11 protein-coding genes are annotated in these 13,992 nt (G+C 59.0%); 4 read left to right on the forward strand and 7 right to left on the reverse strand.

The genetic code is table 11. The features are described from left to right. Positions 1–44: 44 nt before the first annotated feature. Positions 45–1,346 (reverse strand): branched-chain amino acid ABC transporter substrate-binding protein, encoded by a 1,302-nt coding sequence (locus tag ACIPF8_RS14155; protein ID WP_400421923.1) that lies wholly within the window; start codon positions 1,344–1,346, stop codon positions 45–47. A 104-nt stretch (positions 1,347–1,450) separates the two neighbouring features. Between ACIPF8_RS14155 and ACIPF8_RS14160 the strand changes: the two genes are divergently transcribed. The 3 genes from ACIPF8_RS14160 (at position 1,451) to queC (ending at position 4,198) form a co-directional block, all read left to right on the forward strand. Continuing rightward, entirely contained in the window at positions 1,451–2,578 is a 1,128-nt protein-coding gene (locus ACIPF8_RS14160) for a DUF3108 domain-containing protein (protein ID WP_400421925.1), read from the forward strand. 66 nt (positions 2,579–2,644) lie between these two features. Next, on the forward strand, positions 2,645–3,406 hold the full coding sequence (locus tag ACIPF8_RS14165) for a DUF3108 domain-containing protein (protein WP_400421927.1): 762 nt from the start codon (positions 2,645–2,647) through the stop codon (positions 3,404–3,406). A gap of 81 nt (positions 3,407–3,487) precedes the next feature. Further along, on the forward strand, positions 3,488–4,198 hold the full coding sequence (gene queC, locus ACIPF8_RS14170) for a 7-cyano-7-deazaguanine synthase QueC (protein ID WP_061534691.1): 711 nt from the start codon (positions 3,488–3,490) through the stop codon (positions 4,196–4,198). A gap of 111 nt (positions 4,199–4,309) precedes the next feature. On the opposite strand, the gene ACIPF8_RS14175 is transcribed toward queC, so the two are convergent. The 3 genes from ACIPF8_RS14175 to hppD all read right to left on the reverse strand — a co-directional run bounded on the left by ACIPF8_RS14175 (position 4,310) and on the right by hppD (position 10,553). Then, a complete protein-coding gene (locus ACIPF8_RS14175; protein WP_400421929.1) occupies positions 4,310–7,951 on the reverse strand; it encodes an indolepyruvate ferredoxin oxidoreductase family protein in 3,642 nt (1,213 codons plus the stop codon). Between the two features lie 465 nt (positions 7,952–8,416). Beyond that, positions 8,417–9,292, reverse strand: a complete 876-nt coding sequence (gene phhA, locus ACIPF8_RS14180) for a phenylalanine 4-monooxygenase (RefSeq protein WP_400422434.1) — start codon at positions 9,290–9,292, stop codon at positions 8,417–8,419. A 130-nt stretch (positions 9,293–9,422) separates the two neighbouring features. Continuing rightward, positions 9,423–10,553, reverse strand: a complete 1,131-nt coding sequence (hppD, locus tag ACIPF8_RS14185; RefSeq protein WP_400421931.1) for a 4-hydroxyphenylpyruvate dioxygenase — start codon at positions 10,551–10,553, stop codon at positions 9,423–9,425. Positions 10,554–10,686: 133 nt separating this feature from the next. Here hppD and ACIPF8_RS14190 point away from each other — a divergent pair, with 133 nt between their 5' ends. Further along, entirely contained in the window at positions 10,687–11,202 is a 516-nt protein-coding gene (locus ACIPF8_RS14190) for an Lrp/AsnC family transcriptional regulator (RefSeq protein WP_400421932.1), read from the forward strand. Positions 11,203–11,275: 73 nt separating this feature from the next. Here ACIPF8_RS14190 and ACIPF8_RS14195 read toward each other — a convergent pair whose 3' ends face one another. The 3 genes from ACIPF8_RS14195 to ACIPF8_RS14205 are packed head-to-tail and all read right to left on the reverse strand — an operon-like array spanning position 11,276 to position 13,957. Beyond that, positions 11,276–11,986: a GNAT family N-acetyltransferase gene (locus ACIPF8_RS14195; protein WP_400421934.1), complete on the reverse strand. Its 711-nt coding sequence runs from the start codon at positions 11,984–11,986 to the stop codon at positions 11,276–11,278. A gap of 30 nt (positions 11,987–12,016) precedes the next feature. Further along, positions 12,017–13,243 (reverse strand): multifunctional CCA addition/repair protein, encoded by a 1,227-nt coding sequence (locus tag ACIPF8_RS14200; RefSeq protein WP_400421936.1) that lies wholly within the window; start codon positions 13,241–13,243, stop codon positions 12,017–12,019. 18 nt (positions 13,244–13,261) lie between these two features. Further along, entirely contained in the window at positions 13,262–13,957 is a 696-nt protein-coding gene (locus tag ACIPF8_RS14205) for a glutathione S-transferase family protein (protein ID WP_400421938.1), read from the reverse strand. Positions 13,958–13,992 lie beyond the last annotated feature (35 nt).

Raw genomic sequence — 13,992 nt, forward strand, 5'->3', positions numbered from 1 at the left:
CTCCTTCAGAGATAGCTCGCATCACCGCCATTTGCAACAACCGTTCAGGGTCGCTGCATTTTGCAAGTAGTGGGCATCACCGTTGCTTCAGGCGCCAGATAACGCTCGGTCCTGAAGCCGTAGCCGCTGCCCTCATTATCAAACCGGATACCGCCATCGGCAAGCTTTTGCATCACGGCGACATACAGCGGCTGGATCAGTTGATGATCGTCGGCGCGCATGCTGGCTTCGTGGAAAGCACTCTTGAAGCGCGCACCTTCCAGCGCCCGCGCCACCGCCACCGCATCGGTGCTTTGCGCTTTTTCGATTGCCGCCGCCAACATGTCGATCATGACATCCATCCGCAAAAACAGATAGTCGTCTTTTGGTTGCGGATAACGCTGGCGGAAACTGCGATAGAACGCATCGCTGGCGCTATGGCTAATACCGTCGGCAACATTCGGATGCCATTCGGCCACTGCGCGCACCGTGCCGACGCCGGCATCGCCGATCGCCGCCGGCGCTCCCAGGCTGTTGGCATAGAAGGTATAGAACTTGAGATGCAGGCCGGCTTCCTTGGCGGCCTTGACCAGCAAGGTCAAGTCGTTGCCCCAGTTGCCGGTAATCACCGTATCGGCGCCGCTGGCGCGAATTTTGGCGATGTACGGCGCAAAATCCTTGATCTTGCCGATCGGATGCAACTCGTCGCCGACGATCCTGATGTCCGGCCGCGCCACCTCCAGCTGGCGGCGTGCGGCCTTGGCGACCTGCTGGCCGAAACTATAGTCCTGGCCGATCAGGTAGACGCTTTTCGCCTGGCGGTCGCCCTTGATGACTTCAACCAATGCGCGCATGCGCATGTCGGCGTTGGCATCGAAACGGAAATGCCAGAAACTGCACTTTTCATTGGTCAATGCCGGATCGACCGCTGAGTAGTTCAGGAACAGCACACGGTTGTCCGGGGTCCTGGCATTGTGTTTGTTGATCGCCTCGACCAGCGCGCCGGCCACCGCCGAACTATTACCTTCAAGCACGAACGGGATTTTCTGGTCAGTCAATTGCCGCAATTGCAAGAGCGCGTCCTCGACGCCCTGCTTGCTGTCGAATACGGTCAAGGCCAGAGGATGGCGGCCATCCGGTAAGCGTACACCGCCGCGCGCATTAACCTGCTCCACCGCGAACCGGATATTGTGCTCCACCGCCTCGCCGGCGTTGGCGAAAGGCCCCGACATTCCTTCGATCATGCCAAGCCGGATCGGCGGCAGGTTGGCGGCGGCAGGTGCGGCAGATGCGGGAGAGGCTGCGGCATAAAACGCCAGCGCGCCAACCAGGGCGGCGCTGACTAGATGACGAGAACGATGAAACATCGGCAAGCATTCTTCTTTGATGGAAATACAATATTTTACGTGGTTTATCGAAACCTCCCCGGCGTTGTCGGGTCAATCACAGCGGATACGTTTACACTATGCGGATGTCGTCGCCTTCTTCCCACCCTACAACTTCAGACTACACCCTGACCAGCCGCCGCTGGCTGTGGGTGCTGGCGCTGACGATCTTGTTGCACGTCTTGCTGTTTAGCTGGGGCAGCCGCCAGTTCAGCGTTTCGCAACCGATCAATCGTCCGGAGCAAATCATCCTGGCCGACCTGGTGCCATTGCCGCCAGTCGAAAAACCGGTGATATTGCCGCAAGCCGCCAAACCCAAGGCCAGCGCCCCCAAACGCTCCGCGCCGGTAGCCAGACCACGTCCAGAGCCGGTTGAGCAGGTGCCGGATACACCGATCAGGGAGACCGTTACCCCCATCGTCGATACTGCTGGCGCTCCCGGAACCGACGCCGTTGCCGCGGCGGCACCCGTTGAAGCCGCGCCGGCCGCCACCGAACCCGCTGCCGCGCCAGTTGAACCGACGCCCAAGGCCGGCAAGCAATACCATACCAATCCGCCGCCATCTGCCGAGCTGAAATATGACGTGGAAGCGCTGAACAAGGGCCAGAATTACCATGGCAGCGGCAAAATCACCTGGCATACCGACGGCGGCAGCTACACCATGAATCTCGAAGCTGGCGCGCTGTTCTTCACTGTCCTTGACGTCAAAAGCGAAGGTGATATCAATGGCTTCGGCGTCTCACCGATTACCTTTACGCAAAAGCGTTTCCGCAAACAGCCGACCATCACGACCTTCCATCGCGAGCTCAACCAGATCGTTTTTTCGGATTCCAGCAATACTTACCCGCTCAGTGGCGGCGAGCAGGATCGCTCCAGCGTGGTATGGCAACTGGCCAGCATCGGCCGCGGCGACAGCAGCCAGTTCACTCCAGGCGCGGTGATCGACATGTTCGTGGCCGGCCCCAAGGATGCCGAAACCTGGCGCATGCAAGTGATCGGCGAGGAGCAGATTAGCGTTAATGGCAACAATACCGACGTATGGCACGTGATCCGCATCCCGCTGGCAGGCTCCCACGAACAGCGGCTTGATATCTGGCTGGCGCCGCAGCAGGAATGGTATCCGGTCAAACTGCGCTTTACCGAGACCGACGGCGACTACACGGATATGACGCTGTCCAAATTGAAGCGGCTCGATACTGCCGCGGCGAACTAATTTTCCGTTATTGCCGTCTGACATTTAGACCTGCACGCAAAATCTGCATCATTTTTTTGGAAAACCATGAAATCAACCCTACTCCGTCTGTCCCTCGCCACCGCACTATGCGCCAGCACGCTGACTGCCTTCGCAGCAGACGCCGATCACCCGACGCACAAATACAAGATCGACCTGCCGCCGTCGGCCGACCTCAGCTATACGATCCAGGCCAAGCAAAGCGGCATGACGATCAGCGGCGAAGGCTCGCTCAAATGGCAAGTCGGCGACAAGCGCTTCAGCGTCAATTCGGAAACGCGCGCCATGATCGTCGGCAAGATCCTCGAAGCATCCAGCGAAGGAGCGATCGACGACTACGGCCTGGCGCCGACCCAATTCGTCAACAAGCGCTTCCGCAAGGAAGCCACCACCACGACTTTCCATCGCGATAGCGGCACCATCGGATTTTCCGAATCCGCCGACAGCTATCCGCTGAAAGGCGGCGAGCAGGATCGCACCAGCATCATCTGGCAATTGATTTCGGTTGCGCGCGCCGCGCCGAAGCAATTCAAGCCGGGATCGGACTGGACTTTCTTTGTGGCCGGCATGCACGATGCGGAGCCATGGACATTCAAGGTCATCAAGAATGAGAAGATCAGCACGCCGATGGGTGAGCTGGATACCGTGCATATTTTCAAGGCGCCGCCACCTGACGCCAAAGACCAGCAGGTAGATATCTGGCTGGCGCCATCGCTGGAATGGTATCCGGTGCGGCTGCGCTTTACTGAGCCAAACAAAGACTACGTCGAGCAGAACCTGCAGCAGGTGAGCAACAAGGCCGCCAAATAAGGGCGTCTGCGATGTCGTCCGTAGCCGACACGGCTGCGAACGCATAAAATCACCTCATTCAATCTTGGAGCAGTAAATACTATGACTACACCAAACGGCGCCATCGTCCTGTTCAGCGGCGGCCAGGACTCGACCACTTGCCTGGCCTGGGCATTGTCGCGCTATGAGCGGGTCGAAACCATCGGCTTCGATTATGGCCAGCGGCACGCGATCGAACTGACCGTGCGCCCGGTCCTGCTGCAAAAAATCCGCGAGCAGTTCCCGCAATGGGCCGGCAAACTCGGCGAGGATCACATGATCGACCTGTCGCTGATTTCGAAGATTTCATCGACGGCGATGACCGAAGATGTCGAGATCGTCATGCAGGAAAACGGCTTGCCGAACACCTTCGTGCCCGGCCGCAACCTGCTGTTCATGACAGTCGCTGCCACCGTCGCCTACCGGCGCGGCTTGAATGTGCTGGTCGGCGGCATGTGCGAAACCGATTTCTCCGGCTATCCCGATTGCCGCGACGACACCATGAAGGCGTTGCAGGTCGCATTGAACCTCGGCATGGCAACCCAGCTCAAGCTGGAAACGCCGCTGATGTGGATCGACAAATCGGAAACCTGGAAACTGGCGCAAGACCTCGGCGGCGAAGCCCTGGTCGACCTGATCCGCGCGGATACCCATACCTGCTACCTGGGCCAGCGCGGTGCACTGCATGACTGGGGCTACGGCTGCGGCACCTGTCCCGCCTGCGCACTACGGGCGCGCGGCTACCAGCAATTCAAGCAGACCGGCGGCGCCTGAAGCAATTCGACAACTCGGCGGCAAACCCGCAAGCAAATAAAAACGGCTGGTAGATATTCTCTACCAGCCGTTTTTTTCAACGCTCACTTCAGCGTTAAACCTCCCACATCATCACGCTGCAATCGACCGCGCCAATTCGCTTTTCTTCTCAGCGGCAGGATTGTGGAATTGCGCCAGCAACTGCGCTTCCTTGGCGCGTGCCGCTGTCAGATGGCGTTCCTTGACATGACCATAGCCGCGAATTTCTTCGGGGATGCTAGCGATCGCCACGGCTGCGGAAAGATTATCGACGCTCAATTTCGTCAGCAGGGAAGCGACGGTTTCCTTGTAGCGTGCAATCGAGCTGCGCTCTTCCTTACGCTCCGCGGTGTAACCGAAGATGTCAAACGCACCGCCGCGCAGAAACTTGAGCTTGGCCAGCATGCCGAACGCACGCATCATCCATGGACCGAATTCCTGCTTGATCAAATGCCCGTGTGCGTCGTGCTTGGCCAACAGCGGCGGCGCCAGGTGGAACTTGAGCTTGTAGTCGCCTTCGAACATGCCGGCAACCTTGGCCTTGAAAGCGCCATCGGTATACAGCCGCGCCACTTCGTACTCATCCTTGTAAGCCATCAGCTTGAACAGATACGTCGCCACCGCCATGCTCAGGCGCTGCGCTGCGCGTGCACCGTCGGTTTGCGGCAATTGGCGTTCAGCGGCTGCGACCTGCTCAACGAAGCTGCGGTATTGCTCGGCGTAAGCCGCATCCTGATAGGAGGTCAGGACTGCCACGCGACGCTTGATCAAGTCATCCAGATTCGGCGCGCGCTTGAACTCAATGACCTGAGCCGGCGTGTCGCTGAGGCGGGTGCGTTTCTCCAGCGAAGCCATGTCGCAAGCCGCGGTGCGGCCCCAGACAAAAGCCTGCTTGTTGAACGCGACCTGCAGCGCATTCAATTCAATCGCCCGCATCAGCGAAGCTTCTGTCAGCGGCACCCAGCCTTTTTGCCAGGCATAGCCGAGCATGAACATATTGGTCGCAATCGCGTCGCCCATCAATGCAGTGGCAATCCGGCCGGCGTCGATGAATTCGACGCGGTCGCTGCCGCAAGCGGCGCGAATGTCTTGTTCTGCTGCGGCATCCGGGAACTGCCAATCCGGATTCTTGACGAAGGCGGCGGTCGGTGTGCGGGTCGAATTGATCGCCGCGTAAGTGCGGCCTTCGCCCATCCGCGACAAAGCATCGCGGTTGGCGCTGACGATCGAATCGCAACCGATCACCAGGTCGGCGTCGCCGGTACCGACGCGCGTCGAATAGATATCGTCCGGATGATCGGCCAGTCGCACGTGCGACATCACCGGTCCACCCTTTTGCGCCAGGCCGCTCATGTCGAGCACCGAGCAACCTTTACCTTCAACGTGCGCCGCCATCGCCAGGATCTGGCCGATGGTCACCACGCCGGTGCCGCCAATGCCGGTCACCAGGATGCCATATGGCTTTTCGGTATTCGGCAGGATCGGCTCCGGCAGGCTGGCCACCGGCGCTTCAGCAACACCTGCTGCAACCGTCACCTTGGCCGGCTTCTTCAGGCTACCGCCTTCGACCGTGACAAAGCTCGGGCAGAAGCCGGTGACGCACGAGAAGTCCTTGTTGCACGACGATTGGTTGATCTGCCGCTTGCGACCGAACTCGGTTTCCAACGGTTCCACCGACAGGCAATTCGACTGCACGCTGCAATCGCCGCAACCTTCGCACACGGCTTCGTTGATCACTGCGCGCTTGGCTGGATCTGGATATTCGTTGCGTTTCCGGCGGCGACGTTTTTCCGACGCGCAGGTCTGGTCGTAAATCATGGCCGAGCAGCCTTCGATCTCACGCAATTCACGCTGCACGGCATCCAGTTCGCTACGGTGACGGATCGTCACGCCCGGCGCCCAGTCCATGCTGGATCCATATTTCTCAGGCTCATCGGTCACCACGATAATCGGCGTCACGCCTTCGGCGGCGATCTGGCGCGAAATCATGGCAGGATCGAGTGGACCGTCGAACGCCTGGCCGCCAGTCATGGCAACCGCGTCATTGAACAGGATCTTGTAAGTGATGTTGACCTTGGCCGCAACCGACGCGCGGATCGCCAGCAAGCCCGAGTGGAAATAGGTGCCGTCGCCGAGATTGGCGAACACATGCTTTTCCGATGTGAACGGCGCCTGGCCGACCCAGGTCACGCCTTCGCCGCCCATGTGGGTGAACGTTGACGATTCGCGATCCATCCACAGCACCATGTAATGGCAGCCGATACCAGCCAGGCCGCGGCTGCCGTCAGGCAGCTTGGTCGAGGTATTGTGCGGGCAGCCGGAGCAGAAATGCGGCACGCGATCCTTGGCCGGATCTGGCTTGCTGCTGATGTTCAGCAGCGCTTCCTTGGCTTCCAGGTAGGCAACCCGTTGCTGTACCCGTTGCGCCACCGGATGGCCGGCGAAATATTTCGAAATGCGGGTAGCGATCGCGCGGGCGATTTGCGCCGGATTCAATTCGTAGGTCGCCGGCAGCAGCCAGTCGCCGTGGCCTTCGCCGCTGCGGTTGCTCCACTCGCCGGTGTCATCGAACTTGCCGACCACGCGTGGACGCACATCGTCACGCCAGTTGTACAGTTCTTCCTTGACCTGGTATTCGAGGATCTGGCGCTTTTCTTCGACCACCAGGATTTCTTCCAGGCCCTGTGCAAATTCGCGCACGCCTTCCGCTTCCAGCGGCCAGGTCATGCCGATCTTGTACAGGCGGATACCGATGTCGCGCGCGACGTTTTCGTCGATGCCGAGGTCGGCCAATGCCTGGCGCGTGTCGAGATACGATTTGCCGGCGGTGATGATGCCGATCTTGGCGCGCGGACTGTCCCAGATGATCTGGTTCAGCTTGTTGATGCGGGCGTAGGCCAGCGCGGCGTACCACTTGTAGTTGTTCATCCGTGCTTCTTGACCCAGCACGGTGTCCGGCAAGCGGATATTCAAGCCATCCGGCGGCAGTTCGAGATCGGCAGCGGTCGGCAGCACGATCTTGACGCGGTCCGGATCGAGGTCCACAGAAGCGCCGGATTCGACCAGGTCGGTGACACACTTCATCGAGACCCACAGGCCGGTATAGCGGCTCATGGCCCAGCCATGCATGCCGTAATCCAGGTATTCCTGCACCGACGACGGATACAGCACCGGGATGCCGCAGGCTTTCAGGATGTGTTCGCTCTGATGCGCAGTCGTTGAGGATTTGGCGGCGTGATCATCACCTGCCAATACCAGCACGCCGCCGTGCTTGGAGGTGCCGGCCATGTTGGCATGCTTGAAGACATCGCCGCAGCGGTCGACGCCAGGGCCTTTGCCGTACCACAAGCCGAAGACGCCGTCGTATTGGGCGCCAGGGAAAAGATTGACCTGCTGCGTGCCCCAGACGCTGGTCGCGGCCAGGTCTTCGTTCATGCCTGGGTGGAATTTGACGTGATGCGCTTCGAGATATTTTTTTGCCTTGGCAGCCGTCATGTCGATGCTGCCCAGCGGTGATCCGCGATAGCCGGTCACATAGCCGGCGGTGTTCAAGCCTGCCAGGACATCGCGCTGCCGTTGCAACATTGGCAAGCGAATGATGGCTTGTGTGCCCGTCATGAAAGCACGTCCACGCTCTAGTGTAAATTTGTCATCCAGGGAAATATTGCCAGCTTCAGACGCTTGCGCCGATTGAGTAGGCAGCAAGGCTTGCGCCGTTTTGAGTGGTGCGTTCATTCAGTCTCCGTGCCAAAAATTATGTTTTTGATTGCACTGCGTGAAGGTTATTCGACGCGGAAAAAACGTCTCTGCCTTGTGGGCAAATCGTTCTTTTAATTGCAGCTGCCACAGTATCACAAGCAGGTACCCTACTCAATGCACGCTGCAATAAATAGCCGGCGTTGGCACAGCAGTAACAACTGTAACAACTGGTAAATCAAGTAGGAAAGGCGAACAGCGAGGGGTGTAATGGCAACTTGTCTGATATGGCTGAATTACCTCCCCTGGACCAGCCATGTCGGGCATTCCTCCCTCTAGTGTTCCCATTATCACTAGTTTGCGGATTCTGCTCTCCCCGGCAGGATCCGCTTTTTTATTGGGCGGCAGGTTTACCTGGGAGCGCAGGAGTGGCTGCGCACCACTGTGGCGGAGACAGCGGGCGCCTCACCAGCGGCAATGCGGCAACGGCATTGCCGCTGGTTTTTATACGGCGAGATTGCTTTCGCCCGGCAACAGGGCATTGGCCGGCAAGGTTTCAAGCGCCTTCAATTTTTGGTAGATCGGCGTGAAATCCGGTGCGGTGTCATTGAACAGCTGCTGGAAATCGTTGATAACGAAATAAGTTTCCTGGTAAGAGTCGATCTTGTACAGGGTCCGCATCACGCGCTCGACGTTGAACGGCAGGCGCAGTGGCGCCGGATTGCTCAGGCAGTATTCGATTTCGCCACCCGACGACAGAATCCCCGCGCCGTAGACACGCAAGCCTTCCGGGCTTTGGATCAAGCCGAATTCGACCGTGTACCAGTACAGGCGCGCCAGCATCGACAAACCATCCAGCTTCATCGCCTTCAGGGCGCCCTTGCCGTATTCCTGCAAGTGGTCGGCAAAAATTGGATTGAACAACAGCGGAACGTGGCCGAAAAAGTCATGGAACACGTCCGGTTCGACGATGTAGTCGAACTCTTCCGGATCGCGCAGCCAGACTGTGACCGGAAAACGGCGATTGGCCAGGTGTTCGAAAAAGGTATGGTCCGGCACCAGGCCCGGCACAGCCACCAGACGCCAGCCGGTAGCCTTGAACAGCAGCTCTGAACTCTCTTCGAATTTCGGGATGCCGTCGCCGATGTTAAGCAGCTCCAGGCTTTCAATGAACACGTCGCAGGCCCGGCCCGGGATCAGCTTGGCCTGGCGCTGATACAAACGGCGCCACAACGCGTGCTGCTCAGGCGTGTAGGCATCCCAGTCCTGCGCCACCACGTACTGGGCGTCGATCTTGCTGTAGTCGCCGCGCAGCTTGGCGCCGTCCGATTTTTCTGCCACTGTGGCAAAAAAATCGTCGGTACTGACGTTTGTATCCATTACATTTGCATTCATTTCCATGTCCTAAACTGGCTGTCCGACGCGCGCGAGCGCATTTCCATCTGCAAGCAGACATGGGCATGACCGACCAGCAGCCATGCCCATGCTCAATTCTACCGCTACGCCGGAATTAGCTGGCGGCAGCCTGCCTGTCGTCCGTCAGCACGCCGCGGCGGATCTGGTCCAGCTCGATCGATTCGAACAGCGCACGGAAATTGCCTTCGCCGAAACCTTGGTCGCCCTTGCGCTGGATGATCTCGAAAAAGATCGGTCCAATGACATTTTGCGTAAAGATCTGCAGCAGGAGTTCGCGGCTCTTGGCGTTGCTGTTGCCGTCGATCAGGATGCGCAGGCGCTTCAGGTCTGCCAAACGCTCGCCATGCTCCGGCAGGCGGCGGTCGACCAGATCGTAGTAGGTCTCGATGGTGTCCTGGAACTCAACCAGGCGCGCCTTCATTTCGCTCACGCTGGTGTAGATATCCTCGGTGCCCAGCGCGATATGCTGGATCCCTTCGCCATGGTACTGATCGAGATATTCTGCGATTTGCGATTTATCGTCGGACGATTCATTAATCGGGATACGGATTTTCCCACAAGGCGAGGTCATTGCCTTGGATTTCAGGCCGGTTAATTTGCCTTCGATGTCGAAATAGCGCACTTCGCGGAAATTGAACAACTGCTCATAGAAATCCGCCCACTCTTTCATGCGACCGCGGTGCACGTTATGTGTCAGGTGGTCGATGTAGTTCAGGCCGCAACCCTTGGGATTGGCTTGTGCGCCCGGGATCGCCACGAAATCGACGTCGTAGATGCTGATATCGCCGATGGCGCCAGCTTCGACGCCGTTGTCCTTTTCCTTGCCGCGCCAGCGGTCGACGAAATAGATCAGCGAATCGCCGACACCCTTGATGGCCGGAATATTCAGCTCCATTGGGCCGGTACGGTTATCGAAGCCCCAGGCGCCCAGTTCCAGTGCGCGCTTGTAGGTGTAGGCCGCATCCTTGACGCGGAATGCAATTGCGCACACTGAAGGACCGTGCTGGCGCGCAAAGCGCTGCGCAAACGAGTCCTTTTCAGCATTGATGATGAAATTGATATCGCCCTGGCGATACAGGGTCACGTCCTTGTGACGATGCCGTGCAATCGCGGTAAAACCCATTCTTTCAAACAGCGCACCCAGCGCCTGAGGATCCGGAGCGGCATACTCGACAAACTCGAAACCGTCGGTGCCCATCGGGTTTTCCCAAGGTTGAAACTCCATTTCCATCTCCAATTTGGTGGTTGTAATTGTCTACAGTATAGAGGCGAGTCCGAGGCAGAAAATTGCAAAATCATCCCCACATGCACAAATTTGCGCAGTAATATTGCTCAATATATTAAATTTAAGGCGATTTATGCCAAGCATTGAAATGGATGCAACAGACCGCAAGATTTTGGCGATCCTGCAGGAGGATGGCCGCCTGAGCAACCAGGAGGTGGCGGAACGGGTCAACCTGTCGCCGTCGCCCTGCCTGCGTCGTATCAAGCAACTGGAACAGGCCGGCGTGATACGCCAGTATGTGGCGCTGCTGGCGCCGGAAAAGATCGGCCTCGGCCTGCTGGCTTATGTCAACGTGCGCCTGGAAAAACACAGCGACCCGCAATTCAGCGGCAGCGCAAGGACGGCGGCACACACAGCGCACTCGCCGCGCGCCGATTTCTCAGCGGCGATCGAACACTGGCCGGAAGTGGTTGCCTGCTATGCGATGACTGGCGAGATGGATTATTTGCTGCGGGTGCATGTGGAAGACATGGCGCACTTCTCGCGCTTCATGATGGAAACCTTGCTGCGCCATCCGGCAGTGCTGGACGTCAAATCAAGCTTTGCCCTGCAGCGCATCAAGGATACGACGGCGTTGCCGCTGCTGTGACGGCTGGCTTGGCAAGACCGCCAGCAGGGATGATTCGCCCGTATATGGCGGATCGTTGGACAGGCAACCCGAATCAGTCGCGTTTGATGCCCGGCAAGTTGCCGAGCCATTTCAGCAAGGCGCGCAGGTTTGCCTTGAAGGTGTAATCGAGCGTTGCGACCTGCTCCTGGACCGCTTCCTGCAGCACGCTGGCAGGATTGGCAGGCGGCAGCTTGAGATAGGCGTCGGCTTCGCCGTAGTCGCGATGGATCGCCATGCCGGCCTTCTTGGCGATATGCATCATCACCTTGTTCGACGACAGGCAATGCATGTACAAGGTATCGATATCGACATTGCGGCAGCGTATCGCGGCGCGTTCAAACAATCGGCTGCCGACACCCATGCCGCGCGCAGAAGCATCAACCGAGACACCGAATTCCGCCACGCGCTCTTTGGTGGTGGAGGCGCTCACCGACGGCAGCGCCTCGCGTGGCGCGAACGCCAGATGGCCGACGCCGAGCAGGCGCAGTTTGCTGTCGTAGACGCCAAACACCGTGTCGCGCGAAAAATCGATATTCTCTACGTAACGTGTAATCAGGTCATCGGACAGCACCGAGCCGAAACGCAGCAGCCGATCGCCGCTGCTCAACGCCAGGAAGTGGCGCAGCAGACGCTTGCGGGCGCGCCGCGACAACTCCTTGACGAAAATGGTCGGTCGCGCGGCCTTGCTCTTGTCCGTACTGGCGACGCCGGGATTGTTTGGCGGGTTGCCGGCGGACGGTGTCGAGTCATTGGTCAATGTCATCACCCCTCCTGTCCGACAAGATTACCCGGATCATGCGCGTTGTGCTTGCACGACCTGATCGACCACTTCGACACGAGCGGCATGAATCGCATCCGGGATCCGTTGCGGCTGTTGCTGGAACATGCCGGCAATCACGCCGGCATTGACTGACTGCGCGGCACGCAACGCCGCTTCCAGATAGGCGAACTGCGGGAATGGCCGCCCGGCATAACCGGTACGGCCGCGATAATCGCACTCGGTGGCGCGCAGCATGTCGATAAAGCGCTGCGGCTTGCGGAATGCATCGCAGCGGCCGAACAGATTGACGATCGTATTCGCGCGCAACTCGAAAGCACGGCCGACATTGCCATGCTCACGCGCCGTCATCAGCGCCAGGTCGCGCACCTCGCCCGGCACCTTGAGCCGCTGGCAAACTCGTTCCACCAGTTCGACGCCAAGCCCTTCATGACCATGATGGCTGGGCCAGGCGTCCGGCGGCGTCACGCCCTTTCCGAGATCGTGCACGAGCGCGGCGAAGCGCACCGGCAATGCATAATTTTCCTGGGCGGCGGTGTCCACCACCATCATCACATGTATCCCGGTATCGATTTCCGGATGATATTTCGCCGGCTGCGGCACGCCCCACAAGGCATCCAGCTCGGGCAGGATGCGCGCCAGCGCGCCGCAAGCGCGCAGCACTTCGAACATCCGCGAAGGCTGCGCTTCCATCAAGCCGCGCGCCAGTTCCTGCCATACCCGTTCCGGCACCAGCGCATCCACCTCGCCTGCCGCCACCATGCTCTGCATCAGCGCGTTGGTTTCCGGCGCCACCGTGAAATCGGTAAAGCGCGCGGCAAACCTGGCCACGCGCAAAATCCGCACCGGATCTTCGGCGAAGGCATCGGAGACGTGGCGGAACACCCGTTGCTGCAAATCCTGTTGGCCGTGAAACGGATCGGCGAGCGTGCCGTCATCGGCACGGGCGATGGCGTTTATCGTCAGGTCACGCCGTACCAGATCTTGTTCCAGCGTGACATCGGGATCGGTATGGAACACAAATCCCTTGTAGCCTGGCGCGGTCTTGCGCTCAGTGCGCGCTAGCGCATATTCCTCGTGGGTCTGCGGATGCAGGAATACCGGGAAGTCTTTGCCGACCGGACGAAAGCCTTGCGCCAGCATATCGTCCGGCGTCGCCCCGACCACCACGTAGTCGCGGTCCTTGACCGGCAAACCCAGCAATTCGTCGCGTACCGCGCCACCCACCGCAAAAATTTTCATGTTGAAGATTGCATCTGGTCAGTCCGGCAGCACTTCGGTTTCCGCCTCGGCTTCACGCATCCAGCGCGCCACTGCAGGGTGTTCCTGGACACGGTCGACATACGCTTGCAGCGCCGGCGCCAGCGATACGCCGTAACTGCGGAAGCGCATCACCACCGGCGCGAAGTAAGCGTCGGCAATTGAGAAAGCACCGAACAGAAATTGATGATGGCCGAATTCGGACAGGCAGGTCTCCCAGATTTCGATGACCCGGGCAATGTCTGCCTGCGCGCCGGCAGTGCGCCCGAAGCCCGGCTTATAAGCGCGAATGTCCATCGGCATTGCGCTACGCAATTCGGCAAATCCGGAATGCATTTCAGCACAGATTGAGCGCGCAGTAGCGCGCGCCAGCACGTCCTCCGGCCACATGCCGAGATCGGGAAATTGGTCCGCCAGATATTCGCAAATGGCAAGTGAATCCCAGATCGGCGTTTCGCCCACCAACAGGATCGGCAGCCGGCCACTGGCTGAATAATGGGCGATTTCGTCGGCGGTAGTTGCTTGACGCAGCAAAATCCGATGCTCCCTGAATGGAATGCCGAAAGCCGTCATCGCCACCCATGGCCGCATCGACCATGAAGAATAATTTTTATTGCCAATCACCAGCAACAGCCCATCCTTGCCGGCCTTTTGCAAGGTGGCGGACAGGCTGGGATCCAGTTCAGTTGTTTGCATGAATGATTCCGGATATCGAGATTCTATGCCGCGCC

The organism is Collimonas sp. NPDC087041 (genome assembly GCF_044745265.1).
In the GTDB taxonomy this organism is placed as follows: Bacteria; Pseudomonadota; Gammaproteobacteria; order Burkholderiales; family Burkholderiaceae_D; genus Collimonas.